This window comes from Streptomyces sp. NPDC058880 (genome assembly GCF_042742535.1).
Classification (GTDB): Bacteria; Actinomycetota; Actinomycetes; order Streptomycetales; family Streptomycetaceae; genus Streptomyces.
In genome coordinates, this window is sequence record NZ_JBHYMC010000008.1 from 59,532 (window position 1) to 84,639 (window position 25,108).

The window sequence follows — 25,108 nt, forward strand, 5'->3', positions numbered from 1 at the left end:
TCCGACCTCCCCGCCACCCTACAAACGGGCGGCGGCGGTTTCGCCGGGCGGAGGCGGCAAGGGTCAGATGATGCCGAAAAGCATCGCCGCCGTGAGGACGGCGAGCGAGGTGAGGGCCGCCCACTTCACGGTGAAGCGGGTGTGGTCGCCGAATTCGACCTTGGCCATGCCGACCAGGACGTAGACGGCGGGAACCAGTGGGCTCGACATGTGCAGTGCCTGGCCGACGAGGGACGCACGGGCGATCTCGACCGCGGAGACCCCGTGGGCGGCGCCGGCCTCGGCCAGGACGGGCAGGACCCCGAAGTAGAAGCCGTCATTGGACATGAAGTAGGTGAGCGGCAGGCTGAGCAGGCCGGTGACCAGCGCCATGTGCGGGCCCATGCCCTCGGGGACGGCGCCGACGAGCCAGTCGGCCATGTGCTCGACCATGCCGGTGCCGCTGAGGACCCCGGTGAAGACGGCGGCTGCGAAGACCATGCCGGCGACGTTGAGGACGTTGTCGGCGTGGGCGGCGATCCGGGCCTTCTGGTCGGGCATGTGCGGGAAGTTGGCCGTGAGAGCGAGGGCGGCGCCGAGCAGGAACAGCACCGGGATGGGCAGCCACTCCATGATCATCGCGGTGAGGAGGGCAAGGGTCAGGCCGGCATTGAACCAGTAGAGGCGGGGGCGCAGGGTGGGCCGGTCGGGGTCGAGGCCCCGGAAGCCGTCCTCGTCCCCGGGCGTGGCGCCGGGCAGGGAGGCGGGAACGGAACCGGGAAGGGAACCGAGGGCGGTCCCGGGGCCCGTGTCGGGGGCGGGAGCTTGCGCTGAGTCGGCGTTTCCGCCGGCGGACACGGGGTCGGCGGCGGACGCAGGCCGGGTGGCCGCGCCCGGCACCGCGGGTCCGACGGGGACCGGCCCGGCGGCGCTTCCGGCCGCGGCACCGACCAGGTCCTCGCGGGCGTCCGCGGGGCCCCCGGCGCCCCCGGCGCCCCCGGGAGCCTCCCGGCCGGGAAGCGCGAGCACTCCGACGCGGCGGCGTTCCTTCAGCCCGAGGACGTACGCCAGGGCGAACACGAAGAGCAGGCCCACCGCGAGGGCCGGGATCATCGGGACGAAGATGTCGGCGGCATCGAGCTGGAGGGCTGTGGCGGCGCGGGCCGTGGGGCCGCCCCAGGGCAGGGTGTTCATGACGCCGTTGGCCGTGGCCGCGACGCCCGTCATGACGACCAGGCTGAGACCCAGCCGCTTGTAGAGCGGATACAGGGCCGAGACGGTGATCATGAAGGTGGTCGATCCGTCGCCGTCGAGGGAGACGATCGCGGCGAGGACGGCCGTGCCGACCACGACGCGCAACGGATCGGCCCCACAGAAGCGCAGGATGCCTCTGACGATCGGGTCGAAGAGTCCGACGTCGATCATCAGGCCGAAGTAGACGATGGCGAACATCAGCATGGCGGCGGTCGGTGCGAGCTTGCCGACGCCTTCGATGACGTAGTCACCGAGGTGTCCGCCCTTCCCCGCGAACACGCAGAACAGTGCCGGGATGAGGACGAGCGCCGCAATGGGCGACATTTTCTTCATCATGATCAGGACCAGGAAGGTCGCGATCATGGCGAAGCCGAGGAAGGTCAGCATGGGGGGACGGTAGGAGCCGCCCCCTGTGGCCAACAAGACGTCAGCGCGTGAGCAGTATGAGCAAAACCCCAGCTCAGGGCAGAGGTGTCAGCTCTACGGGGAAGGCGTTGAGTACGGCCGTGCCGGAGAGGCGGTCGATCCGGGTCCCGTCGAGCAGCTGGTTGACGTTGGCGCCCGGGACGGCGGAGGCGACGCCGAGCCGGGCGCCCGAGCGGTCGTGGCCCCACCCGTGCGGGAGGCTCACCACTCCCGTGCGGACGGCGTCGGTGACCTCGACGGGGACCTCCAGGCTCCCGCCGTCGCCGGCGACCCTGGCCCGGCCTCCGTGGGTGAGACCCAGCCGCGCCGCGTCCTGCGGGTGGACCTGGAGGGTGCACCGGTTGGAACCTCCGGTGAGGGCCGGGACGTTGTGCAGCCAACTGTTGTTGGACCGCAAGTGGCGGCGGCCCACGAGGACCAGGGCGGCGGGGCGGTCGGCGAGCGCCGCGCGCAGCGTGGGGAGCTCGGCCGCGATCGGCTCCGGGAGCAGCTCGACCTTGCCGCTGCGCGTCTTCAGCACCTCCCGGAGCCGGGGCCGCAGCGGGCCCAGGTCGATGCCGTGCGGCGCCTTGAGCAGGTCGTCGAGGCCGAGCCCGTACGGCCCGAGGCGCAGCATCATGTCCAGCCGCCGCTCCGGGCCCGTACGTCCGGTCAGCCTGCCCGCCTGCGCGGACGGGTCGGTGCCGTGCAGTGGCGAGCGGGCGTCCGCGGCGGCGCGGGCGAGCGCGTCGGAGATGACGCGCTCGTCGACGGCTGCCGGCGGGGCTCCGTGCAGCCCCGACACCGCGAGGATCAGGCGCGCGTGGATCTCGCACTCGTCCATCCGCCCCTCCTCCAGCGGGACCGCGGGCGGTGAGTAGCGGGCCTGGTTGCGTACGGCGAAGGCGTTGAAGGCGAAGTCGAAGTGCGCGCTCTGCGCAGGCGGTGGTGGCGGGAGCACGACGTGGGCATGGCGGGAGGTCTCGTTCAGGTACGGGTCGACCGAGAGCATGAAGTCGAGGCCGGCCAGCGCCCGGTCGAGGCGGTCGCCGTCGGGTGCGGAGAGGACGGGATTGGCGGCGATGGCGATCAGGGTGCGGATCCGTCCCTCCCCCGGTGTCTCGATCTCCTCGGCCAGAGCGGCGATGGGCAGTTCGCTCTTGGCCTCGGGATGTCCGCTGACCCGGCTGTGCCAGCGGCCGACCGCGAACCCCTTTCCGGGGCCGGCCGGCCCGGGGGCGCGGTCGGTGGCGGAGAGCGGGAAGAGGACCCCGCCGGGCCGGTCGAGGTTGCCGGTGAGGATGTTCAGTACGTCGACCAGCCAGCTGGCGAGCGTGCCGTGTTCGACGGTGCAGCTGCCGATCCGTCCGTAGACGGCGGCGGTGGGTGCGGCGGCGAGCTCGCGGGCGAGGCCGCGGATCTCGTCGGCCGTGAGGTCGCAGGCGGGTGCGACGGCCTCAGGGGTGAAACTCCCGAGAGCTGCGCCGAGTTCCCCGAGTCCTTCGAGGTGTTCCCCGAGCGGCCCGGGGGTGGCGGACGTCTCGACGAGCAGGGTGCGCGCGAGGGCGGCGAGCAGGAGTGCGTCGGTGCCGGGGCGCGGCGCGAGATGGCGGTCGGCGAGTGCGGCGGTCCGGGTGCGGCGCGGGTCGACGACGACCAGGGTGCCGCCCCGGGCACGCAGGGCCTTGAGGCGGCCGGGGAAGTCGGGGGCCGTACAGAGCGAGCCGTTGGACTCGACCGGATTGGCACCCAGGAGGAGCAGGAAGTCCGTCCGGTCGAGGTCGGGGACCGGGATGGCCAGGGGGTCGCCGAAGAGGAAGCCGCTGGAGACGTGCTTGGGCATCTGGTCGAGCGTGCTGGCGGTGAACAGGTTGCGGGTGCCGAGGGCCTTCAGGAGCAGCGGCGGGTAGAGGGCGCCGGCCATGGTGTGCACGTTCGGGTTGCCGAGGACCACGCCGACGGACTGGGGCCCGTACTCCCCGGCGAGGCGGGGTACGGCGGCGGCGACGGCATCGTAGGCCTCCTCCCAGGTGGCCTCCCGGAGCTGCCCGTCGCGGCGGACGAGAGGGGTGCGCAGGCGGTCGGGGTCGGCGTCGATCTGGCCGAAGGCGGCGCCCTTGGGACAGATGAAGCCGCGGCTGAAGACGTCCTCGCGGTCGCCGCGGGCACCAGTGACCGCGGTGCCCTCGATGGTGAGGGTGAGGCCGCAGGTAGCTTCACAGAGGGGGCAGATGCGCAGGGCGGTGCGGGGCATGGGCCCTCCAGGGCGGCAGGCTGCGGCACGGGCATGCGGGGAACACCGAGCATACCGACCGGTAGGCACGGTGGCGAGGGAACGGACCTGGTTCGCGTGCCACGCGGCCGGCCGGCGCCCATGCGGGCGGGGCAGTGAACGGCCCCCTGGGGGGCGGGGCGGCACCCCGGAAACCGGGACGGCACGCGGAGGCGGGTGGAGGCGCCGGGCCGGGAAGGCAGGACGCCGGGGCCGGGGAGGTGGGACGCCCGGGCGGGCTCAGCCCAGCACTCGGGCCAGGTAGGCGTGCATCATCGCGCGGGTCTCGTCGACGATCCCCGGGTCCCCCGCCGGATCGGCCCGGAAGGCCAGTTGGATGAGGGCGTCGGTGGCTTCGACGGCGACGAGGACGGCCCGCTCCAGCGCGGCGTCGGGGGTGAGGCCCAGGTGTCCGCAGAGCAGTTCGGTCAGGCGGTCGGCGACCTGGTGGTTGGGATCCGGTTCGGGCTCCCCGACCGGCGGCGCCGGCACACCGAAGTCGACGAGCGCGAAGCCGGGCACACTGCGCTTCATCGCCAGGTACTCGTCCAGTACGGCGTCCACGACCGGTCGCCAGTCGGTGGCGGGGAGGCTGCCGAGGCGGTTCGCTATGCCGTCGGCGTAACGGTCCAGATTGCGGTGGGCGAGGGCGATGGCCATGGCCCGTTTGTTGCCGAAGAAGCGGTAGACGGATCCGATCGGCACGCCGGCGCGCAGGGCGACGGCTCGGGTACTGAGGTTCTCGTACCCGGTCTCGTCCAGCAGCTCGGCGCAGGCGTCGAGGATCCGGGCGAGCCGGTCGGCGCTGCGCTGCTGGATCGGCGTACGGCGCAGGGAGTGGGCGGGAGGCACGTGGTCCATCATGCCGCTCCTCGCTTCCGGGCCCGGCGGGGGCCTCAGTTCAACAGGAGGCCGAGGCCCCCGATCGTGTAAACGATCATCAAGGCGAGCAGCGGCAGCTGTCCAGCCACGGCTTTCGCCGGCGGGAAGAGGCGCACCGAACGGTCGTGGGCGGCGATGACGCCGAGGACGTGGCCGGCGACGACGGCGACGACCTGGAGGACGGCGAGACCCCCGGGGCCCAAGGGCGGGACGGGTTCCGGGACGTTGTCAGTGCCGAGTGTCATGCTTACCGTGCGTGATCCTTCGACTACCAGAAGGGAGAAGTAATGGGCGATGAGATAGCCGAGGGCGATCGGGACGAGTGAGTGGGCGAAGGCCGTCAGCGGGCCGGGGTGCGGACCGCTGACGAGACGGGTGGCCATCGCGCACAGGCAGTAGAGGGTGGCGACGAGGGCGATGGAGCCGAGCAGTCCGAGTGTGGCCGCGGGGGTGTGGCCGAGGGGGGAGGTCTGGAGGGTGTTGATCCACGAGGGGCTGTCGGAGAAGCCGTCGTAGGCGGTGGATCCGAGGAGGACACAGACGGTGGCGAGGAGTCCCGGCCGCTCCGGCGTCGCGTCGAGTCCGTGAAAGGGGTTGCGGAGGACGAGACGGCCGTCGTTTCGGCGGCCGAGGGGGGAGAGGCGGGCGAGGAGGGTGGAGTACGCCTCGAAGGCGTCTCCCTCGGCGAACCAGCTCTCGCCGTACCGGGCGGCGAGCAGCAGTTGGGCGGTGGTGTAGACGGTGAGCGCGATCAGGAGGGTGGTGGTGGATGCGGGATCGGGCGAGACGAGTTCGAGCCAGGTGAAGCCGAACAGTCCGGCGGCGGCGGGCCACAGCCCCAGCCGGGTGGGAAGGGGGTGGCGGCCGGTACGGGGGCGGTGCAGGGCCAGGGAGAGCAGGCGGTGCACGGTGCGCAGCGGGTTGAGCAGGCGCCATACGGGGCCGAGGAGGAGGGAGGCGGGTACGAGTCCGACCCAGAGGAGGACGTAGACGGCACCAGGAGCGGGGTTGCGCGCGGGGTCGTCGGGACCGAGGAGGAGGTGCAGCAGGACGAGGAGCGCGGCGGCGAGTCCGAGCCCGCGCAGGGCGGTCCGGGTGGCCGGTGCGGCGGCCGCCCGCTGGAGGGCGGCGGGCAGGGCGAGGCCCGAACGCTCGCCGCGGAAGCGGGAGGTGGACCAGAGCAGGCCGAGCGCGAGGAAGGAGACGAATAGCGCGGCGAAGGCCCCGGCGAACGCGTAGAAGGGAGAGATCGGCAGATCGTGCCGGGATCCGATGCCGTGCGCAAGCACGGTGAACGGCTCGGCCGGGTGAAGGATCACGTCCCGGCCGTGGCCGAAGGGAGCCGGGCTCACCGTCGGACCGCCGGGCACCGCGTACCGCCGACGGTTCGGCCTTGCGGCCCGCGACCAGGACCTCGACCGCACCCGGATGCGGGCACGGGCCCGGGTGCGGGCGCGGGTGCCGGTGCGGGTGCCGGTGCGGGCGCGGTCGGCAGGGCCGGGACGTCGACGGCGGATACGGAACGGGCGGCGAGTAGGGCGCGGGCCGCGGGCGGGGCGTGGCGGGCCGTCATCGGACGAGGAGTTGGGTCAGGACGAGGCCGGTCTCGTGGGTCTCGACCTCGAAGAGGCCCGTGCGGTCGGCCGTCAGGATCAGGGTGGCCTCCTGGCCTGCCGGCAGGGCGAGTTCCTTGTCGTAGCCGTGGACGTGGAGGGTGTCCGCGCGGTCGCTGGTGACGCGCAGGGCGACGCGTTCGCCGCGCCGCAGCTCGGTGCGGGCCGGGGCGGGGCTGACCTTGCCGCCGCGGACGGTGATGGTGACCGTGCGGTCCGGCTGCTCCGGGCCCGGTGTCGGCGGCTGCGGTGACGGCGGCTGCTGGGGTGGCGGCCCGGGGGGTTGACCGTGGTGGTGGCCGCCGGACGCGCCCGGCGGCGGGGCGGTGAGCCGGGCCGCGACCTCGACGGGTTTGCCGGCGACCGCCCAGGCCGTGTGGTCGTCCGCGTACAGGCGGACGGTCAGGGTGTGCGCGCCCTCGGGGACCTGGGCCGCGGGCAGGTGGAACCAGGGGCCGTACAACCTGGCGATCTTGCGTCCGTCGAGCTCCAGGTGGGCGTGGCCGGCGCCCGGGAGGGCGGCGCCGCCGGTGCTGTCGGGGGTGAAGCGGAAGTTGTTCACGGTCAGCTGGAGGTTCCAGCCGTCCTCGGAATCGGGGCGGAGGGCCAGTCGGACGTCCGGGGCCCCCTCGGCCGGGACCTCGCGGAGCGTGTGGCCGGCCGCGTCGGCGGCGGCGAGCAGGGTACCGACGCTGCCGGAGGCCTGCTCGTGGCTGGTGCCGGGCTTGTGGTGGGTGGTGGCCCGCCCGCCGCAGCCCGTCGCCGCGCCGCCCGCGAGGAGCAGGGCGAGGGCGAGCAGGGCCGCGGTGCGGGCGGTGCGGCGCGCCCCGCGGGCCGGGCGGCGCGGCGCACGGCACGCGTCGCACCGGGCGCGGCCGTCGAGCCCCTCGTCGGTCCGGTCGGTCACGGCCGGCCTCCTGCGGCCCGAGGCGTCCGGGCCTCCCCGGCTCCGGGGGCTCCCGGAACCGCCTCGGCCGCCGCGCCCTCGCGCCGGTCCGGGGCAGGGCCGGGCGGGACCGGGGCGCGGTCGCCGTCGGGGGCGTCGCCCGGACCGGCGGGGTGGGCCGGGGCGGCACCCGGCCGGGCCGAGGCCGCGACCGCCCACAGGACCCAGACCACGGCGACCAGGGACCTCACCCAGGCGGGGCTCAGCGGGGTCCACGGAATCATCAGGACCGCCTTGTCGAAGGCGTCCAGCAGCGTCAGTCCAGCCAGCAGCAGGGTCAGGCGCGCCAGCCAGGGGCGGCCGGACCGCAGCACCAGGCCGGCCCCCGTCCACCAGAGGCCGAGCAGCAGGAGGGCGAGGGCCGGGACGAAGGTGGAGGTCAGGGTCATGGTCGAGCCGGCCACGTCGAGGGCCAGTCCGGCCAGGCCGAGCAGCGTGGCCGCGGCGCCCAGGCGGGAGCCGCGCAGGCGGCGCCACCACAGGACCCCGCCGACGAGCAGCAGTACCGCCGCCACACCCAGGGCGAGCTGGGTCTCCACCCGCTCCAGTCCGCGCGCCCCGTACCAGTCGCAGCCGGCCGGCAGTTTGCGCGCCTGGACGTTGTAGTCCGCGCAGACGAGGAGCTGGATCAGTTTGACCGGCTCGCCGACCAGGCGGGCCGACGCCCCCGTGACGTCGCCCCGTCGCTCGCCGCACCGCGGGACCGTGCCGGGGGTGGAGCCGTCGGGTCCGTCCTGCCAGCAGTTGCCGCTGCCCTGGCCGTCCCACCAGACGTCCATGCCGTTGGGGCGCGAGGCGCCGGACCGGTCCTTGCCGAGGACGTTGCCTGCGTACCGGTTGTGGTGGGAGGTGTCCGTCTGCTTCGACCAGGCCTCCTCGCCGCGGATGAAGGCGGGGACGGCGCTGAGGAAGAAGCCGGCGCGCTCGTGCCCGTACACCCAGTTGCCCTCGTAGAGGTTCCAGTTGCCGCCGGCGGTGATGATGCCGGTGCCCGGCGGCATGGAGATCTGGGGGCAGACGACGCCGCGCTCGTAGCCGCGCTCGATGGGCGGTTTGGCGCAGGTGCCGTCGGCGACGTGGCGGTAGTAGTCCTGGTTGTTGTCGTGGATCAGGTTCCGCTCGAACTTGGCGTGGTTCTGCGGGAGTCCGGGGTGGCCGGGGAAGGCGCTGTCCATCGAGGCGCCGCCCATGTTCTGGTCGAATTCGTTGTCGTGCACCCACACCGAGTCGCCCGCGGTGCCCGAGTAGCCGACCATGTTGTGGTGGCTGCGGCAGCCCGTGATCTCGATGGAGTAGCGGGGGACCTCGTAGCCGCGGCCGTCGTTGATGTTGGAGGCGCTGCCGGGGTAGATGCCCGAGTCGCCGTTCCCGTAGGACTCGCAGTTCTTGTACAGCCCGTGGTCGCTGGCGAAGGTCAGGAAGCCGTACTCGTCGTTCCAGCGGGTGAGCACGTCGTCGATGACGAAGCCGTCGGCGGCCAGGACGTACAGCGAGTTGAAGGTGGTGCGCTGGGCGGTGAAGTTGCGGAAGTAGACGCCGTCGGACCTGTCGGCGCGGATGGCGTTCAGCTTCTGGTACTTGGCGTCGATCACCACGTCCAGGCGGGTCGCGCCGGTGCCCTCGATCTGCAGGTTCCTCTTGCCGAGGACGGCGACGAGGTTCTGGTTGTGCCGGCACCGCACCTGTTGCTCGTACGACAGGATCTGGTAGCCGAGCGCGGAGTCCGGCGCTTCAAGCGCGGCGCACTCCCCCGTCGGCTGGGGCAGTGAGGGCTCCTCCTCGTACAGGCCGGGGAGGATCGCGATGTTCATCCCGGGCCGGTCCACGGCGTCGACGGCCTCCTGGAGGTGCCGGTACCCGCTCGCCTCGCAGCGCTCGTACAGGGCGAGGTTGCGCTGTCTGAGCGCCTCGGGGAAGGCGGATATCCGGCGTTCGAAGGCCGGCCGGTCGGTCTTGCAGACGATGAGGTCGGGGTCGGTCTCGCGGTATTCCGGAACGGATCCGGAGCCGTCCGGGAAGGTGACCGGGCGCTCTTCGTGCGCACGGGCGGCGGGCGCGGCGGCGAAGAGGGACAGGAGGGCGAGGAGGGCGGCGAGGAGCGCCGCCGGCACGGCAGGAAACCTGCGGGTCCACGACATGCGCGTGAGAGTAGAGCAATGTTCATCTTTTGTGATCCCCCCGGGACTGAATCCGCACCCCGGGCCGGCCGCCTCGCAGCCCTTCCTCCCGGATCCTGCCGTTTCCTCCCGCCCCGATCCCCGGGCTCTCGGCGGATGCCAACGGGGCGCCGTTGACGCGCGGGCCGCTGAATCCTACTGTCGACCATAGGATTACTTCGACGGAGCGGGAGCAGCACATGAGCGAGCAGGCCGGCAGCGAGCAGGCCCGGAAGACGGCCGGGGCACTGGAGTACCTCACCGGCTTCGGCAACGAACACAGCTCCGAAGCCGTCCCCGGCGCACTGCCGCTCGGCCGCAACTCGCCCCAGCGCGCACCCCTGGGCCTGTACGCCGAGCAGCTCAGCGGCAGCGCCTTCACCGAGCCCCGCAGCCACAACCGCCGCTCCTGGCTCTACCGGATCCGCCCCTCGGCCGCGCACCCGCCCTTCACCCGGATCGACAACGGCACCCTGCGCACGGCCCCCTTCACCGAGGCGCCCGCGGACCCGAACCGGCTGCGCTGGAACCCGCTGCCCGACCCGGCCCCCGGCACCGACTTCCTGGCCGGCCTGTGGACCCTCGGCGGCAACGGCGACGCGGCCCAGCGCACCGGCATGGCCGTCCACCTCTACGCCGCCAACGCGTCGATGACGGACCGGGTGTTCAGCGACTCCGACGGAGAGCTGCTGATCGTTCCCGAGCGCGGCGGCCTGCTCCTGCGCACCGAACTGGGCCTGCTCTCCGCGGGCCCCGGTGAGGTCGCGCTCATCCCGCGCGGCGTCCGCTTCCGCGTCGAGCTGCTGGACGGCGACGCCCGCGGATACGTCTGCGAGAACTACGGCCAGCCCTTCGTCCTGCCCGACCTCGGCCCGATCGGCGCCAACGGCCTCGCCGCCGCGCGCGACTTCCGGGCCCCGGTGGCCGCGTACGAGGACGTCGAGCGGCCCACGGAGGTGGTCAACAAGTTCTGCGGCAACCTCTGGTCGGCCGTCTACGGCCACTCCCCGCTCGACGTGGTCGCCTGGTACGGCACGCACGTCCCGTACGTCTACGACCTGCGCCGTTTCAACGTCCTGGGCACGATCAGCTACGACCACCCGGACCCGTCGATCTTCACCGTCCTGACCTCGCCCTCGGACACCCCGGGCCTGGCGGGCGTGGACTTCGTGGTCTTCGCTCCACGCTGGCTGGTCGGCGAGGACACCTTCCGCCCGCCCTACTTCCACCGCAACGTGATGAGCGAGTACATGGGCCTGATCGAGGGTGCCTACGACGCCAAGGCGGAAGGCTTCGTCCCCGGCGGAGGCTCGCTGCACAACATGATGTCCGCGCACGGCCCCGACCACGAGACCTTCGACAAGGCCAGCGCCGCCGAGCTGAAGCCGCAGAAGATCGACGACGGCCTGGCCTTCATGTTCGAGACCCGCTGGCCGATCACCGCCACCGCCCAGGCCGCCGCCGCCGACCACCTCCAGCGCGGGTACGACGACGTGTGGCAGGGTCTGCAACGCCACTTCCGCGCCTGACCTGCGCCGCCTACCCTGCAATGCGCCGCACGTCGCCACCGTCCAGCCGTTCGGAGATCCACCCGTGACCGCCTTCGCCCCCGACTCGCTGGTCCTGAACCGGAAGCTCCCCCTCTGGTACCAGGTCTCGCAGTCACTGCGCGCCTCGATACTGGGGCGCACCCCGGACGCCTCCCTGCGCCTGCCCACCGAGGAGCAGCTGGCCGAGCACTACGGGGTGAGCGTGCTGACCATGCGGCAGGCCCTCAAGGAACTGGAGGGCGAGGGCCTGATCAGCCGGCACCGGAGGCGGGGCACCTTCATCGAGGCGGGCGCGCTGCGCAGCACACCGGTCCGGCTGCTGGGCTCGGTCGACGCGATCGTGGCCCAGCAGTCGGGCGAGCGCACCACCGTCCTCGGCCACGGGCGCACGCCTGTGGCCGGGGAGCTGCTGGACCACTTTCCCGACACCTCCGAGGTGGTGACGTTCCGGCGTCTGCGACGCGACCGCGAGAGCGGCGAGCCGACCAACTGGGCGGAGAACGCGGTCCTGCCGGAGTTCGCCGAGGCGGTCGACGTCACCGATCTGGAGCGCTGGCCGATGACGAAGGTGCTGCGGGACGTCGTGGGGGTGCGCATCAGCCGGATCACGGACACCGTGGAGGCCCGGCTCGCGGACCCGGAGACGGCCGAACTGCTCCAGGTCCCGCTGCTCAGTCCGATCCTGCACTACACGGGCGTCACCTACGGCGAGGACGGGCGGGTGGTGGACGTGGCGCGGATCCGTTACCGGGGCGACCGGTTCTCCTTCACGGTGACGGTCGACGCGCACTGAACGGCGGCGGCGCGCACCCGCGCCGCTCCCGGCCGCCGTGCCGTCACTTCTTCTCGTCGTCGGCGGTGCGCTCGCCCTCCGCCTGGGACGGCGTGGTGCGCATCGTCTGGGGGTGGCGCTGCCTGCGCTGCGCCTCGTCCATGTCCTCGTCGAGGCGTTCGCCCTCGGCCTGGGACGGGGTCGAGTATTCGTCGTACTGGCTCATGGCCGTCTCCTCGGTCGACTCGGTTGACTCGGTCGACACCGTACGGACGGTACCTACCGCACGTACCCACACATAAGGAGCGTAGCTCTTCGGCCTCGACGCGGCCCGGCCATCGGAGCCCGTCGCTACCATCGGCGGCGTGAGCGCTGACACACCGCAGCCGGACCCGCTGCTGGACGATCTGATGCCCTGGGCCGTGGGCAGCCTGCGCCTGGGCCGCGACTGGGTGGCCGCACCCGATCCGGCGGCCCTGCGCACCCGCTGGGCCCTCCTGGCGGACTCCGAAGGGGCCGAGCGGGACCGGTTGTTCCGGCCGAGTCGCAGCCGCACCCCCGCCACCTCGGCGGCCGCGCTGCCGGGGCAGCGATCGGCGGCCACTGCACGCTTCGCCGATGCGCCCGGGCCCTGCCCCGACCCCGTACGGGTGCTGCGCGAGCCCTTCGACGAGCAGTGGCTCCTGCCCGACCAGCGGCTCATCGACACCGCCCGGCCGGAGCTCTGGCGGGTCCGCGACGAGCACCAGCTGTTCCTCATCGGCATCTCCGACCTGCTGGTCACCGCGCACCTTCCGGTCGGCCGGGTCGGCCCGATCCGTCCGCTGCACCGGCGCCCAGGCGGTGCCGAACCCAACCTCGCCCCCGGCCTGCTGCCGCTGCTGGGCGAGCGCCACGGCGGCTGGGTGACCCCCGAGGACGTCCTGTGCTGGATCCTGGCGGCCGGCCGTCCCGGTCCGCGGGGGTACGAGGTCCCGCTCGCGGCCGACCCCGGGCGCTGGCGGGCCGGGCTGGAGCTGGGTCACCGGCTGCTCACCGTCCAGCTGCGCGGGGCGCGCGGCGCGGAGGCGCCCCGACTGCCCGGTGGGCGCCGCCCGTACGTGCGGTCGGCGGTCGGGGGGTGGCCGCGCGAGCTCTCGTACGACGCGGCGAGCGAGACGCTCGGGCTGGGCGGTGGGGCGGTCTCGCCCGTTCCGGCCGGGGCGTGGGAGTACGAGGTGCAGGGCGTGCGGGTGCTGGAGAGCTGGTTCGCCGCACGCACGGCGCACCGCGGACCGGAGGCCGACGGGCTGGCGGCGCTGGGCCCCGCCGAGTGGCCGCAGAACTGGACCTCCGAGCTGCTCGCGCTGGTGACGACGCTGGCGCTGTTGGCCGAGCTGGCGCCGGAGCGGGCGGCTTTCGAGCCCGGTCCGGGCCTGTCGGCCGCGGAACTGCACGCGGCCGGGGTGCTGCCGCCGCCGGCCTGGAGCCGGCGCCCCGCCTCGGTACTGGACCACCAGGAGGAGGGCCCGGGCGGCCAGTTCGCCCTGCTGTGACCGGCCGGGCGCCACGTACGGCGGGCCGGCGCCGGACCGCGGGCTCGCCGGGCCGCCGGGCCGCCGGAAGCCCGGACGGCGGACGGTGCGCTGATCCGCGGGACGCGGCCTACGCCGCCCAGGCGCCCAGCAGCCGGGTCACCGAACGGTCGAAGACCGCGTCCATGTCCAGGCCCGCTCCCGGGACCGGACCGCTGCCCGAGACGGCCGCCGCCAGCCTCGGATACTCCCCCGTGGCGAGCCGGGAGCCGAGCCAGGCCGTCCGTACGGCCTGTTCCTCGGCCTCGCTCCAGGGCAACGCGCGGGCCCGCTCGGCCAGTGCCAGCTCGCCCGCCACGTAGGTCGCGACGCTGCCGTTGACGGCGGCGACGAGTTCCAGCTTCTCCCCGTCGGGCGCCGCCAGCGGAGCCAGGCACTCCAGGCTGTGTTCCAGGTAGCGCAGGGCGTTGGGACTGAAGCCGTACAGGGGGGTCAGCAGGCGCGGCAGCCACGGATGGCGGTGCATCAGCGCCCGCGTCTGGCGGGCCAGGGCCAACAGGTCGGCCCGCCAGTCGCCGGTCGGCGCGGTGAACGCGTACTCCCCGCTGACTGCGTCGACCATGAGCTCGTAGAGCTCCTCCTTGCGCGGCACGTAGTTGTAGAGGGACATGGTCCCCGCGCCGATGCCCGCGGCGACGCGCCGCATGGAGACCGCGTCGATCCCCTCGGCGTCGGCGATCCGCACGGCTTCGGCCGCGATCGACTCGCGGCTGTGCGCGGGCCTGGGGCCGCGGCCGGCCCGCTGCGGGCGGGACCAGATCACTTCGGGTTCAGCGGGTCGCCCGCCGGCTGTCATCGCTCAGATCACCTCGTCGTCTCGACACCATCTTAGTTACGTACGCCGTACGTAATGCGGTACGGTGACGCACATGACGACTACGTACGCTGTACTTAGTGAAGGTCTGGAGAAGAGCTACGGGCGGATCCACGCCCTGCGCGGCCTCGACCTCGCCGTTCCCGAGGGCTCGGTCTGCGGACTCCTCGGACCCAACGGCGCCGGCAAGACCACCGCCGTCCGGATCCTCACCACCCTCACCGCACCCACCGGCGGCCGCGCCCGCGTCGCCGGCCACGACGTCGCCCGGGACCCGGCGGCCGTCCGCCGCGCCATCGGCGTGACCGGCCAGTACGCCTCCGTGGACGGGGACCTGACGGGCCGGGAGAACCTCCGGCTGTTCGCGCGGCTCGCCGGGCTGCGGGGCTCCACGGTCCGCTCCCGCGCCGACGCGCTGCTGGAGCGCTTCGGGCTCGGCGAGGCCGCCGACCGGGTGGTCTCCACCTGGTCCGGGGGCATGCGGCGGCGCCTGGACCTGGCCGCCGGACTCGTCACCCGGCCCCGGGTGCTCTTCCTCGACGAGCCCTCCACTGGCCTGGACCCGGCGGCCCGCGAGCACATCTGGGCGGCGGTGCGCGCACTCACCGAAGAGGGCACGACGGTACTGCTCACCACCCAGTACCTGGAGGAGGCCGACCGGCTGGCCGACGACGTCGTGGTGGTCGCCGAGGGCCGGGCCCTCGCGGGCGGCACTCCCGCCCGACTCAAGGCGCGGATCGGCTCCCGCGCCGAGGTCGCCGTCACCGCGCGGGAGGAACTCGCCGGCGCGGCCGGGGTACTCGACCGGCTCACCGGCGGCCGGCCCGCGCTGGACGAGGAACGGCTGACCGTGGCCGTGACCGTCCTCGACGCCGGCATCACCCTGCCGCGGATCATCCGCGCGCTCGACGACGCCGGCGTCCCGGTCACCGACGCGCGCCTGCGCCCGCCCACCCTCGATGAGGTGTTCCTGCGCCTCACCCGATCCCCCGCCGTGACCGGCACCGCCCGCCGGGAGCAGGAGGCCGCCGCATGAGCACGCTGCTGTCCGACGGCGGGGCCGTCCTCGTCCGCCAGTTGCAGAAGGCCCGGCACGCACCGGCGCTCCTGGTCCTCACCCAGACCATGCCGCTCACGATGCTGCTCTTCTTCGGCTACGTCTTCGGCAGCGCGCTCGCCATGCCGGGCTCCGAGTACCGGGAGTTCCTGGTGCCGGGGCTGCTCGCCGCCACGGCCGCGAACGGCCTGATGACCGGCATGTTCACGGCCGCCCAGGACGCCCACCGCGGGGTGACGGACCGCTTTCGGACCCTGCCGATGAGCCGCTGCGCCGTGCCGCTCGGGCAGACCGCGGCCGACCTGCTCACCACGGCCGGGTCGATGGTGCCGCTGATGTTGGTGGGGCTGGCGATGGGCTGGCGAACCGAGAACGGCCTGCCCGGCGCACTGGGGGCCCTGGGCGTGCTCCTGCTGTTCCGCTTCGCCGCCGCCTGGACGGGCACGTACCTGGGCTTGCTGAGCCGCAGCGAGGAGGCGGCGGGCCAGCTGGGCAGCGCCACCTTCGTCCTGCCGATGCTCTCCAGCGCCTACCTGCCGACCGCCGGCCTGCCCGGATGGCTGCGCACGGTCGCCGAATGGAACCCCATCAGCGCCGTCGCCACCGCCGTGCGCGAGCTGTGCGGGAACACCGGGGGGCGGGCCGGGGCGGACGCCGCCTGGCCGGCCGCGCATCCGGTGGCCGCGGCACTGCTGTGGTCGGCGCTGCTCCTCGCCGTGTCCGTACCCGCGGCCACCCGCCGGTTCGCCCGCGGCGGAGCCTGACACGGGCCTCACGAAGGACCACCCCGGACGTTCAGCGGCACACATCGCCCGCCGGGTGGTGACAGCCCCCCGTCCGACCAGGTAGGCAGGGCTTCATGAGCACCGAACCGCTGCCCCTGGACGGCATCACCGTCGTCGCCGTCGAGCAGGCCGTCTCGGCCCCCTTCGCCACCCGCCAACTCGCCGACCTCGGCGCCAGGGTGATCAAGGTCGAGCGTCCCGACGGCGGCGACTTCGCCCGCGGCTACGACACCACCGCACACGGCCTCGCCTCGCACTTCGTGTGGGCGAACCGCGGCAAGGAGTCGATCGCGCTCGACCTGAAGGACCCGCGTGGCCGCGAGGTGCTGCACGGGCTGCTGGCCGACGCGGACGTCTTCGTGCAGAACCTCGCCCAGGGGGCCGCCGCCCGCCTCGGACTCGACTCGGCCGCGCTGTGCGACCGCTATCCGCGGCTGGTCGCCGTGGACGTGTCCGGCTACGGCGCAGAAGGCCCGTACGCCCACAAGCGCGCCTACGACATGCTCGTGCAGTGCGAGGCGGGGCTGGTGTCGGTGACCGGCACTCCGGAGCAGCCGGTCAAGGCGGGCATCCCGGCGGCCGACATCGCGGCCGCCATGTACGCCTTCTCGGGGGTGCTGGCCGCGCTGCTGCGCCGCGGCGCCACCGGGCGTGGCGGCCGGGTGGAGGTGTCGATGCTGGACGCGCTCGCCGAATGGATGGGGCACCCGTTGCACCACACGATGCACGGCGGGGAGCAGCCCGTGCGCACGGGGCTCGCACACGCGGTGATCGCCCCGTACGACGCCTACCCGACGGCGGACGGGGACCGGGTGCTGCTGTCCGTGCAGAACGACCGCGAGTGGCGGCGTCTGGCGCGGCAGGTGCTGGACCGGGCCGAGTTGGCCGAGGATCCGGCGTACGCGACGAATACGGCGCGCACCGCGAACCGGGAGAGGACCGACGCGGTGGTGGCGCAGGCACTGGGCCGACTGGGCGCGGACGAGGCGATCGACCGGCTGGAGGCGGCGGGAATCGCCTGTGCGCGGCTGAACTCGGTGGCACAGCTGGCCGGGCATCCGCAGCTCGCGGCCCGGGGCCGGTGGCGGGAGGTGGGATCGCCGGTCGGTCCGCTGCGTGCGCTACTGCCGCCGATCGGGCTGCCGGGCGGCGCGGCACCGCACATGGGTGCGGTGCCCGCGCTGGGTGAGCACACCGACGACCTGTTGCGCGCCCTGGGGATGGCGGGCGCACGGATCTCGGAACTGCGCCGGGACGGTGTGATCGCTTAGGGCCGGGGCGGCCGGAGCCCGGAAGGGCGAACGACCGCGGGTGCGAGGGCTGTTACGAGCGGCGGCTGCCGAAGAGCGTGCGACGCAGGCGGCGCAGCGGCGCGAAGAGCGAGACGCGCGCGCTCCGGCTCCGCAGACGGTGCGTATGGTCGCGGGAGGTGAGTTCGCGCATCAGCAGGGTCGCCTCCGCGGCCTCCCGGTGCGGGACGGCGGGTCCGCCCAGCACGGCGAGATGGCGGTCGAGGCGCGAGCTGGTCGCACTGCTGCCGCAGGTGATGGCAGGCACGCGTGGCGGCCTGCTGCGCATTGCTATCTGTTCCATGATCTCTCCCCACCCGTACGAGGGCACCCGGCCCGGGCAGGTTAACCCTATCGTCCCCGCATTGCCCCCGGGTATCCCGGTGGTGTGAATTACCCCTGCCACGAGGGGGAGTTGACGATTACTCAGCGGAGTTGTCCGTTACTCTCCGCACAGGATCCGGTACGGACATCACGCTCCGGAAGAGCCCGGCGCGAGTCTCGTCACGACAGGGGCCACTTCATGCACACTGCGCTAACTTGGAGTGACCGGACGATGACGCATGGGCGCACGGAAGCATTCGGGGGGCTCGCGTGAGTGAGGAATCCAACTCCGATCATGTCGTCGCGGGCCGCTACCGACTGCTGGAGCAGATCGGCCACGGCGGCATGGGCGTGGTGTGGCGGGCCCGGGACGAGGTGCTCGCCCGAGACGTGGCCGTCAAGGAGGTCCGCGCACCGGCCGGGCTGGACCCCGCCGAACTCGCCCGTATGTACCGGCGCCTGGAGCGGGAGGCCTGGGCCGCCGCCAGGGTCTCGCACCGCGGAGTGGTCACGGTCTACGACGTCGCCTCCGAGGACGGCCGCCCCTGGATCGTGATGGAGCTGGTGCGCGGGCTCTCGCTGGCCGACGTATTGGAGGCGGAGGGGCCGATGCCCCCGCAGCGCGCCGCCCACATCGGCGAGCAGGTCCTCGCCGCCCTGCGGTCGGCGCACGACGCGGGGGTGCTGCACCGGGACGTGAAGCCGGCCAACGTACTGGTCGCCAACGACGGCCGGGTGGTGCTCGGCGACTTCGGGATCGCGAGCCTGGAGGGCTCCTCCGCCATCACCATGACGGGCGAGGTGGTCGGCTCCCCCGAGTTCCTCGCCCCGGAAAGGGCGTTGGGACGCGAACCCGGCCCGGGGTCGGACCTGTGGTCGCTCGGCGTCATGCTCTACACCTGCGTCGAGGGGGTCTCGCCGTTCCGACAGGCAACCGCACTGGACACGCTGCGGGCCGTGGTGGACGGGGATCCGCCCCCGGCACGCCGGGCCGGTCCGCTGGAGCCCGTACTGGCGGGGCTGCTGCGCAAGGATCCGGCGCAGCGACTGGACGCGGCGGAGGCGGCCCGGATGCTGCGGGTGGTGGGCGCGGGCGGAACCGTACGGGCCTCCGGCGGACCGGTGTCGGGGCCCACCCCGGCGATGCCGACGGCCCGCCTCGGGCACGAACCACAGGGCGGCGGGCCGTACGGGCCCCGGCCCGCACCGCCCCCCGCACCCGGCCGGACTCCGGCGGCCGGGGGTGCGGGCGGAGACGCGGCCGGGGGTGCGGGCGGAGGCGGGGGCGCGGCCGGACCGGTGCTCGTCGCCGGGATCGCCCTGCTGCTGCTCGCCCTGGCCGCGCTGGGCTGGGTCCTGCTGAAGGACCTCGGGGACACGGGCGGCGGCGGTGGGAACGGGGGTGCCCCGACGGGCCCGGCCACCACCGCCGGGGCTCCCGCCACGGCTTCCACGGGGACGGCGCCGGCCTCCGCGCCCGCATCGTCCCCGGCTCCGGCTCCGGCTTCGCCGAGCGCGGACGGGCACGTGTCGGTGTACGTCGACGCGGTGCGCACCGCGTACGCCGGGAACTGCCCGCCGCCCCCGGGGCAGGCGCCCGCCTTCAGCGCGACCGTCGAGGTGGAGCGGGTCCCGGTGGTGCTGGAGTACCGCTGGGCCACGCGGAGCGGGCGGAGCTCCGGGCCCGGCTGGCAGTCCGTCACGTACGAGGCCGCCGGGCCGAAGAGCCGGCGGCTGGAGCACACCGAGTTCACCCACCTGCCCGACGGGGTCTTCGAGGACGCGGTGCGGCTGGAGGTGCGGGGCCCGGCGGAGGTCGCCACCTCCTGGGTGGCGACCTCCGTGACGTGCGAGAAGGCGACGCCGTCGGGCGGGGCCTCCTCGCCCGGCGGGAGCCCGTCTCCGGTGTCGCCGACGCCGAGCGCCGCGGCGACACCGGAGGCCGGTCTGCCGGATCAGGCGGCGTTGGTGAGGACGGGCAGGTAGCCGCCGGACTGTCCGGCGGCGGTCGGGTGGTAGGACTCGGGGATGTTCAGCCAGTTGACGCTGTGCAGCCACGGGCTGCCGGAGCAGATCTCGTGGCCCGTGAAGGAGCCGACGACCGAGGCGAAGGTGAAGCCGTGGCTCGCGGCGCGCTTGGCGATGGCGGCGTTGAGGTGGTCGGCCGCGCCGTTGATGGCGGTGCGCTCGCCCTCGGTCAGACCGGCGATGCAGGTGCCGTTCAGCTTGTAGAAGCGGGGATAGCCGAGGACGACGACGCGGGCGGAGGGAGCCCGGCTGTCGATGGCGTCGTAGACGCGGTCGAGCAGTCCGGGAAGGGTGGAGTCCACGTAGGCCTTGGCCTGGTTCACCCGGTTGACGCACGTGGATTCGGACTGGAGCACACAGGTCGTCATGACGTCGGAGAATCCGGCGTCATTGCCGCCGATGGTGATGCTGACCAGGTCGGTCCCGGAGTTCAGCGGGCCGAGCTGACCCGAGAGCACATCACCGGTACGGGCGCCCGAGCAGGCGGTGAAGGCGAAGGTCTGCGGGGAGTGGGCCGCAGCCCAGAGGGCGGGGTAGGCGCGGTTGGTGCGCTTGCAGTTGCCGCTCGCACCGTCGTAGTTGCCGGCACCGAGTCCGGAGGAGTACGAGTCGCCGAGGGCGACGTAGCCGAAGTCGGCCTGGGCGGCGGCCGCCTGGCCGGCGCCGAACAGCACGGCGCCCGCGGCGAGTAAGAGGGAGGAGGTCAGGGCAGCGAAGCGCGACATTCTCATGCTCATGTGTGCGGCTCCTTGTGGGGGTTGCTCCTGAGTCGTTGGTACAAGCAGCCGGGAGTCGCCGGAAGTGTCCATGCCAAGAATGTTCGGAGTGGAGTTGCGGCCGGAATCTTCACCCGCCCCGCGTTTGAAGAGGGAACTTGGCACCCGATCCGGCGAAACACGCGTGCACGCGGGCACCTCGTGCCGGATCATGGGCGCCATGCCAGCCAACCCGCATGACGCGCTGCCGATCCGGCTCAACGTCGACGACAGCGATTCACCGTCGGACGTCGTCGACGCGCTGTTCCTCGGCCGGTTCGCCTCGGGCGAGCAGCCCTACTCGCACAGCGTCTCGATCGAACGGGTCAAGGCGGAGGCGACCCTCCTGCCGCCGGAGGCCACCGTGCTGCGCTCGGCGCGCGACAGCGACCGCAGCGCCACCCTCGCCGAGGGCAAGGGCTGGACCATGCTCGTCTCCCGGTGGAGCCGGGGCGCGGACGTGACCGTGACGGCGGTCAGCGACGAACTCGCCTCCAGCGTGCTCGGCGAGGCCACCGAGAACGTACAGGACGAGCCGGAACCCCAGCCGGAGAACGTCACGATGGGCTTCTGGTACGTCTCGCCGCGCCGCGGCCCGTACCGGACGACCCGCCAGATCGCCGCAGGGACCTGGGCGGAGGTGCGGCCCAACTACACCGCGCCGGTCGCCGGAGCCATGGACCGGCTGATGAAGGTGACCCCGGACGACATCGCCGGGCGGCTGCTCCTGCTGCACGGGCCGCCGGGCACGGGCAAGACCTCGGCCCTGCGCACGCTGGCCCGGTCCTGGCGGGACTGGTGCCAGGTGGACTGCGTCCTGGACCCGGAGCGGCTGTTCAACGACGTCGGCTACCTGATGGACATCGCGATCGGCGAGGACGAGGGCACGGCGAAGGGCCGCTGGCGGCTCCTGCTGCTGGAGGACTGCGACGAACTGATCCGCGGCGAGGCCCGGCACACGGCAGGCCAGGCCCTGTCGCGGCTGCTGAACCTGACGGACGGACTGCTCGGGCAGGGCCGCAACGTCCTCGTCGGCGTGACGACCAACGAGGACCTGGAACGTCTCCACCCGGCGGTGGTCCGCCCCGGGCGCTGCCTGGCCCGCATCGAGGTCGGGCGGCTGACCCACCGTGAGGCGGTGGACTGGCTGGGCACCGACGAGGGAGTCTCCCGCGAGGGCGCCACCCTGGCCGAACTGTTCGCCCTGCGCCGTGGCGCGGGCCCGGCCGCGGTGCTGCCCCCGCAGCCCCACTCGGAGGCGGGGCTGTACCTGTAAGCCTCCGGCGGCCCGAATCCGGCCCCGCCGGTGTTAGAGGCGCGGGGGTCCGGGGCGGAGCCCCGCGGGCCTGGTCACGGGCCGGGCCGCGGCCGGGCCTACTTCGCGGCGTACCGGGCCCGGAGCGCTTCGGTGGCGGCGGAGACCGCCTCGGCCTCCGTCAGCCCCAGCCGGTGCACCCGCTCCGCGAACGCCTGCGCAGCGGAGGCGGCCTCGCGCGCCGCCCCCTCCCCCGCCGCCGCGACGAAGGTCCCGTTGCGGCCCCGCGTCTCGATCACCCCGTCGGCCTCCAGTGCCCGGTAGGCCTTGGCGACGGTGTTGGCGGCCAGCCCCAGGTCCTCCGCCAGCCCCCGTACCGTCGGCAGTTTGAAGCCGGCCGGCAGCTTCCCGGACCGGGCCCGGGCGGCGATCTGCGCGCGCAGCTGTTCGTACGGGGCGGCCGACCCGGCCGAGCCGTCGATGGTGATCTTCAGGTTCGTCGAGCTCACGGGGGTGATTGTCCACCATCGCCGGTCAATTGGGAGGCGCCGGCCAGGGTGCCGCCCGTAGCGTCTGCCGCATGACCGGGTCGATCCGCGATCTCCGTCCGGACAGTCTCCGGGCGCCGAGCCGGTGGTTCGGGTACGAGATCTACGCGACCGAGACGCACTGCACGAGGAGGCCGGGGACACCGTGACCGAACAGCTGACCGTCGTCCTGACCAAGGCGGGCCGGACCAAGATCCGCTATCCGGCGACGCGGGTCGCCGACGACGGCGACCGCATCTCCGTGCGGGCCCCGTGGGCTGCGGAGGGCGTGCGGGACTTCGGCTTCGTCCGCTTCGAGCCGGGCGACGTGTTCACCGAGCACTTCTGGCGGACCCGCTGGTACGCGGTCAAGGAGGTGCGCACGGGCGACGGCGTCCTGAAGGGCTGGTACTGCGACGTGACGCGCCCGGTCCACATCCAGAGCGGGGAGATCCTCGTGGAGGACCTGGACCTCGACCTGTGGGTCTCGGCGGACGGGACAACCGTCCTGCGGCTGGACGAGGACGAGTTCGCCGAGAGCGGGCTCGCGACGAGCGACCCGGAGGCGGCGAGCCAGGCCGTCCGCGCCCTGGACGCCCTGGAGGAACTGGCCCGCTCGGAGCCCGGCCTGGCCGCGCTCCTTCCCTAGCTGCGGCGGCCTTCCCGCGCGGGTCGGGGGCGGTTCCTGAGGCGGTGCTTGTCCCTGCCTTAAGCGGAGCCTAAGGATCCTCCTCTGGGGGGTCCGTGCGGCGAAAAGGCGTGGTCCGGGGGCTAGCTTGGCGGGGCCAGGACAGGAAGGGCCGGTCGTGGCGCCGCCGGGGGGCGGCGCCGCCGAGCCCGCTTCCGCAGGCGCGCCCCCGCCTTGCCCGAAGGAGACCCGCTCATGCCCGCACGCCGCCGTACCGTGACGCCGATCCGCATCGCCGCCGCCGGTCTCGCCCCGCTCGCGCTGGCCGCGTACGCCGCCGTTCCCGCGGCCGCCCACGGCTCGATGACCGACCCGGTCAGCCGGGTCGCGGCATGCTACGCGGAGGGACCGGAGTCACCGAAGTCGGCGGCGTGCAAGGCGGCCGTCGCCGCGAGCGGGACCCAGGCGTTCTACGACTGGAACGCCGTCAACATCGCCAACGCGGCCGGGAACCACCGGACGCTGATCCCGAACGGCCGGCTGTGCTCGGCCGGCAACGACAAGTACCGGGGCCTGGACCTCGCCCGCGGCGACTGGCCGGCCAGCCCGATGTCCGCCGGTCCGCACACCTTCCGCTACAAGGGCACGGCTCCGCACAAGGGCTCCTTCGAGCTGTACGTGACGAAGGACGGCTACGACCCGTCGAAGCCGCTGAAGTGGTCCGACCTGGAGCCCGCGCCGTTCGCGAAGGCCACCGACCCGGGCATGCAGAGCGGCGACTACGTGTTCTCCGGGACCGTCCCGAACAAGTCCGGCCGCCACCTGATCTACAGCATCTGGCAGCGCTCCGACAGCCCGGAGGCCTTCTACACCTGCTCCGACGTGGTCTTCGGCAAGGACAACGGCGGTACGGGGGCCGCGCCGAGCACCCGGCCCAGCACCGGCAACGGGTCCGGCGACGGGAACGGCAACGGGAACGGCAACGGGTCGAAGCCGTCCGACAAGCCCTCCGCCCCGACCGACCAGCAGATCTCCGACGGCGCCGGCAAGTCCTCGGTGGAGCACAACGGCCACGGCAACAACGGCCCGAAGACGAACGGCGCGGCCGGCGCGCTCCTCCCGTCCACGTCCTCGCCCGCCTCCGCGAGCTCCGTGGACCCGGCGGGCTCGGGCTCCTCGGCGGGTGGCAACCTGGCCGAGACCGGCGGCAACAGTGCCACCCCGTCCATCGCGATCGCCGGGGCCGGCGCCCTGGTCGCCGGTGCGGCCGTGCTGTTCGCGGTGGCCCGCCGCCGTGCGACGACGGCGGGCCGCCACGGGCGCTAGCCGAACCGGACCGGTCCCCGGAGCGGACCGCCCGCACCCGGTGTCAGTCGAACACCGAGGCGCAGGTGGTCCGTTCGGCGTTGGCCGGGTCGAGGGCGTTGAGCGCCTCGTGCCAGGCGATCCGGTCGGTGAGCCCGATGGTGACGTGCTCCGAGAGGTCCAGGAAGCACAGGTCCTGGAGCACGACGTTGCGTACGTTCGGCCCCTCCAAGAAGCCGCTCCGGTACGGCGTCACCACCTCGTCGTACTTGGTGGCGATCACCGTGTACTTGACCCCGGGCACGGTGTCCCCGCCCTCGTTGAGCTTCTGCAGGAAGGCGGAGCCGGCGATCTGGTCGGCGAGGCCGGGGGTCGCGCTGCTGATCAGGTCGCCGGCCCCGGGGAAGTACGGGAGGAGCTTGGTGAAACCGAGCAGCGTGGTGCCGTGGTTGTCGGGGGCGAGCCCGACCAGGGCATTGACCTTCTGCGCGCCCCCGAGGAACTTCAGGTAGTAGCGCGGCATCATGCCGCCCTGCGAGTGCCCGATGATGTCGGTCTTGGGGGCGCCGGTCGCGGCGAGCACCTTGTCCACGAAGACGTCGAGCTGTTCGGCGGACTTGTCGATGGGGCCGAGCCCGTTGAAGAGGGGCACGCCGGGCAGCTGGCCGTAGTCGAGCGAGTAGACGCAGTACCCGCGGTGCACGAGGTAGGGGGCGAGCCCGAGCCAGTTGTCCCAGGAGTTGCCGAAGGTTCCGTGGACGAGGACGACGGGGCGCGGGTGGGCTGCGGACGGCTTGCAGGACCAGTTGTTCCAGCCACTGCTGGGGGCGGACGCGGCCTGCGCCGCGCCGGTGGGGGCGACGAGCGCGGCGGCGGTGAGGACGAGGACGGCCAGCGGGCGGAGCAGGCGTCTCCAGGGCAGCATCGTGTGATCTCCT

General features: G+C 73.4%; 22 protein-coding genes. 10 read left to right on the plus strand and 12 right to left on the minus strand.

Annotation, left to right across the window (positions count from 1 at the left end):
• Positions 1–63: 63 nt before the first annotated feature.
• From ACFW2G_RS07185 to ACFW2G_RS07210, 6 genes are all read right to left on the minus strand, one after another.
• Complete coding sequence (locus ACFW2G_RS07185; RefSeq protein WP_384580527.1) at positions 64–1,620, minus strand: CitMHS family transporter; 1,557 nt, start codon at positions 1,618–1,620, stop codon at positions 64–66.
• Positions 1,621–1,693: 73 nt separating this feature from the next.
• A complete protein-coding gene (locus ACFW2G_RS07190) occupies positions 1,694–3,892 on the minus strand; it encodes a molybdopterin-dependent oxidoreductase (RefSeq protein WP_384580529.1) in 2,199 nt (732 codons plus the stop codon).
• 258 nt (positions 3,893–4,150) lie between these two features.
• Positions 4,151–4,771, minus strand: coding sequence for a TetR family transcriptional regulator (locus tag ACFW2G_RS07195; RefSeq protein WP_384447020.1), 621 nt, complete (start codon positions 4,769–4,771; stop codon positions 4,151–4,153).
• A 35-nt stretch (positions 4,772–4,806) separates the two neighbouring features.
• Positions 4,807–6,111 (minus strand): hypothetical protein, encoded by a 1,305-nt coding sequence (locus tag ACFW2G_RS07200; RefSeq protein WP_384580532.1) that lies wholly within the window; start codon positions 6,109–6,111, stop codon positions 4,807–4,809.
• 250 nt (positions 6,112–6,361) lie between these two features.
• Positions 6,362–7,204, minus strand: a complete 843-nt coding sequence (locus ACFW2G_RS07205; protein WP_384447018.1) for a hypothetical protein — start codon at positions 7,202–7,204, stop codon at positions 6,362–6,364.
• A 104-nt stretch (positions 7,205–7,308) separates the two neighbouring features.
• Positions 7,309–9,489: a right-handed parallel beta-helix repeat-containing protein gene (locus ACFW2G_RS07210; RefSeq protein ID WP_384446944.1), complete on the minus strand. Its 2,181-nt coding sequence runs from the start codon at positions 9,487–9,489 to the stop codon at positions 7,309–7,311.
• 218 nt (positions 9,490–9,707) lie between these two features.
• Here ACFW2G_RS07210 and hmgA point away from each other — a divergent pair, with 218 nt between their 5' ends.
• Positions 9,708–11,036 (plus strand): homogentisate 1,2-dioxygenase, encoded by a 1,329-nt coding sequence (gene hmgA / locus ACFW2G_RS07215; RefSeq protein WP_384580534.1) that lies wholly within the window; start codon positions 9,708–9,710, stop codon positions 11,034–11,036.
• A gap of 64 nt (positions 11,037–11,100) precedes the next feature.
• Positions 11,101–11,850 carry a GntR family transcriptional regulator gene (locus tag ACFW2G_RS07220; protein ID WP_037925693.1) on the plus strand — a complete coding sequence of 250 codons (750 nt, stop codon included), beginning with the start codon at positions 11,101–11,103 and terminating at the stop codon, positions 11,848–11,850.
• Between the two features lie 43 nt (positions 11,851–11,893).
• On the opposite strand, the gene ACFW2G_RS07225 is transcribed toward ACFW2G_RS07220, so the two are convergent.
• Positions 11,894–12,094, minus strand: a complete 201-nt coding sequence (locus tag ACFW2G_RS07225) for a hypothetical protein (RefSeq protein WP_037925690.1) — start codon at positions 12,092–12,094, stop codon at positions 11,894–11,896.
• Positions 12,095–12,239: 145 nt separating this feature from the next.
• Here ACFW2G_RS07225 and ACFW2G_RS07230 point away from each other — a divergent pair, with 145 nt between their 5' ends.
• Entirely contained in the window at positions 12,240–13,364 is a 1,125-nt protein-coding gene (locus tag ACFW2G_RS07230; protein WP_384447016.1) for a type ISP restriction/modification enzyme, read from the plus strand.
• 109 nt (positions 13,365–13,473) lie between these two features.
• Here the strand turns inward: ACFW2G_RS07230 and ACFW2G_RS07235 are convergent, their stop codons facing one another.
• Positions 13,474–14,199 (minus strand): TetR/AcrR family transcriptional regulator, encoded by a 726-nt coding sequence (locus ACFW2G_RS07235; protein WP_037925686.1) that lies wholly within the window; start codon positions 14,197–14,199, stop codon positions 13,474–13,476.
• Positions 14,200–14,272: 73 nt separating this feature from the next.
• Between ACFW2G_RS07235 and ACFW2G_RS07240 the strand changes: the two genes are divergently transcribed.
• The 3 genes from ACFW2G_RS07240 (at position 14,273) to ACFW2G_RS07250 (ending at position 17,330) form a co-directional block, all read left to right on the plus strand.
• On the plus strand, positions 14,273–15,253 hold the full coding sequence (locus ACFW2G_RS07240; RefSeq protein WP_384580536.1) for an ATP-binding cassette domain-containing protein: 981 nt from the start codon (positions 14,273–14,275) through the stop codon (positions 15,251–15,253).
• Positions 15,250–16,038, plus strand: coding sequence for an ABC transporter permease (locus tag ACFW2G_RS07245; RefSeq protein ID WP_037925682.1), 789 nt, complete (start codon positions 15,250–15,252; stop codon positions 16,036–16,038). The genes ACFW2G_RS07240 and ACFW2G_RS07245 overlap by 4 nt, the downstream gene beginning before the upstream one ends.
• Before the next feature lie 95 nt (positions 16,039–16,133).
• On the plus strand, positions 16,134–17,330 hold the full coding sequence (locus ACFW2G_RS07250; RefSeq protein WP_037925680.1) for a CaiB/BaiF CoA-transferase family protein: 1,197 nt from the start codon (positions 16,134–16,136) through the stop codon (positions 17,328–17,330).
• 52 nt (positions 17,331–17,382) lie between these two features.
• Here ACFW2G_RS07250 and ACFW2G_RS07255 read toward each other — a convergent pair whose 3' ends face one another.
• Complete coding sequence (locus tag ACFW2G_RS07255) at positions 17,383–17,652, minus strand: hypothetical protein (protein WP_172671376.1); 270 nt, start codon at positions 17,650–17,652, stop codon at positions 17,383–17,385.
• Between the two features lie 290 nt (positions 17,653–17,942).
• On the opposite strand from ACFW2G_RS07255, the gene ACFW2G_RS07260 reads away from it, so the two are divergent.
• Positions 17,943–19,658: a serine/threonine-protein kinase gene (locus ACFW2G_RS07260; RefSeq protein WP_384580538.1), complete on the plus strand. Its 1,716-nt coding sequence runs from the start codon at positions 17,943–17,945 to the stop codon at positions 19,656–19,658.
• Here the strand turns inward: ACFW2G_RS07260 and ACFW2G_RS07265 are convergent.
• Entirely contained in the window at positions 19,628–20,431 is an 804-nt protein-coding gene (locus ACFW2G_RS07265; RefSeq protein WP_037926423.1) for an SGNH/GDSL hydrolase family protein, read from the minus strand. The two genes, ACFW2G_RS07260 and ACFW2G_RS07265, sit on opposite strands and share 31 nt — an antisense overlap.
• 169 nt (positions 20,432–20,600) lie before the next feature.
• Here ACFW2G_RS07265 and ACFW2G_RS07270 point away from each other — a divergent pair, with 169 nt between their 5' ends.
• Positions 20,601–21,731 (plus strand): DUF5925 domain-containing protein, encoded by a 1,131-nt coding sequence (locus ACFW2G_RS07270; protein WP_370466586.1) that lies wholly within the window; start codon positions 20,601–20,603, stop codon positions 21,729–21,731.
• Positions 21,732–21,829: 98 nt separating this feature from the next.
• Here the strand turns inward: ACFW2G_RS07270 and ACFW2G_RS07275 are convergent, their stop codons facing one another.
• Positions 21,830–22,219 (minus strand): GntR family transcriptional regulator, encoded by a 390-nt coding sequence (locus tag ACFW2G_RS07275; RefSeq protein ID WP_031154007.1) that lies wholly within the window; start codon positions 22,217–22,219, stop codon positions 21,830–21,832.
• A gap of 184 nt (positions 22,220–22,403) precedes the next feature.
• Between ACFW2G_RS07275 and ACFW2G_RS07280 the strand changes: the two genes are divergently transcribed.
• Both ACFW2G_RS07280 and ACFW2G_RS07285 read left to right on the plus strand, forming a co-directional pair.
• Complete coding sequence (locus ACFW2G_RS07280) at positions 22,404–22,886, plus strand: DUF402 domain-containing protein (RefSeq protein WP_384446932.1); 483 nt, start codon at positions 22,404–22,406, stop codon at positions 22,884–22,886.
• Positions 22,887–23,120: 234 nt separating this feature from the next.
• A complete protein-coding gene (locus tag ACFW2G_RS07285; protein ID WP_384580541.1) occupies positions 23,121–24,191 on the plus strand; it encodes a lytic polysaccharide monooxygenase in 1,071 nt (356 codons plus the stop codon).
• A 43-nt stretch (positions 24,192–24,234) separates the two neighbouring features.
• Here the strand turns inward: ACFW2G_RS07285 and ACFW2G_RS07290 are convergent, their stop codons facing one another.
• Positions 24,235–25,095, minus strand: a complete 861-nt coding sequence (locus ACFW2G_RS07290) for an esterase/lipase family protein (protein ID WP_384446928.1) — start codon at positions 25,093–25,095, stop codon at positions 24,235–24,237.
• Positions 25,096–25,108 lie beyond the last annotated feature (13 nt).

What these genes read in the sequence shown, in the direction of transcription:
- ACFW2G_RS07250 (WP_037925680.1), top strand. Translation starts at nt 16,134, where the DNA reads ATGAGCACCGAACCGCTGCCCCTGGACGGCATCACCGTCGTCGCCGTC.
- hmgA (WP_384580534.1), top strand. Translation starts at nt 9,708, where the DNA reads ATGAGCGAGCAGGCCGGCAGCGAGCAGGCCCGGAAGACGGCCGGGGCA.
- ACFW2G_RS07290 (WP_384446928.1), bottom strand. Translation starts at nt 25,095, where the DNA reads ATGCTGCCCTGGAGACGCCTGCTCCGCCCGCTGGCCGTCCTCGTCCTC.
- ACFW2G_RS07245 (WP_037925682.1), top strand. Translation starts at nt 15,250, where the DNA reads ATGAGCACGCTGCTGTCCGACGGCGGGGCCGTCCTCGTCCGCCAGTTG.
- ACFW2G_RS07285 (WP_384580541.1), top strand. Translation starts at nt 23,121, where the DNA reads ATGCCCGCACGCCGCCGTACCGTGACGCCGATCCGCATCGCCGCCGCC.
- ACFW2G_RS07230 (WP_384447016.1), top strand. Translation starts at nt 12,240, where the DNA reads ATGCCCTGGGCCGTGGGCAGCCTGCGCCTGGGCCGCGACTGGGTGGCC.
- ACFW2G_RS07265 (WP_037926423.1), bottom strand. Translation starts at nt 20,431, where the DNA reads ATGAGAATGTCGCGCTTCGCTGCCCTGACCTCCTCCCTCTTACTCGCC.
- ACFW2G_RS07235 (WP_037925686.1), bottom strand. Translation starts at nt 14,199, where the DNA reads ATGACAGCCGGCGGGCGACCCGCTGAACCCGAAGTGATCTGGTCCCGC.
- ACFW2G_RS07210 (WP_384446944.1), bottom strand. Translation starts at nt 9,489, where the DNA reads ATGTCGTGGACCCGCAGGTTTCCTGCCGTGCCGGCGGCGCTCCTCGCC.
- ACFW2G_RS07195 (WP_384447020.1), bottom strand. Translation starts at nt 4,771, where the DNA reads ATGGACCACGTGCCTCCCGCCCACTCCCTGCGCCGTACGCCGATCCAG.
- ACFW2G_RS07255 (WP_172671376.1), bottom strand. Translation starts at nt 17,652, where the DNA reads ATGGAACAGATAGCAATGCGCAGCAGGCCGCCACGCGTGCCTGCCATC.
- ACFW2G_RS07185 (WP_384580527.1), bottom strand. Translation starts at nt 1,620, where the DNA reads ATGCTGACCTTCCTCGGCTTCGCCATGATCGCGACCTTCCTGGTCCTG.
- ACFW2G_RS07190 (WP_384580529.1), bottom strand. Translation starts at nt 3,892, where the DNA reads ATGCCCCGCACCGCCCTGCGCATCTGCCCCCTCTGTGAAGCTACCTGC.
- ACFW2G_RS07240 (WP_384580536.1), top strand. Translation starts at nt 14,273, where the DNA reads ATGACGACTACGTACGCTGTACTTAGTGAAGGTCTGGAGAAGAGCTAC.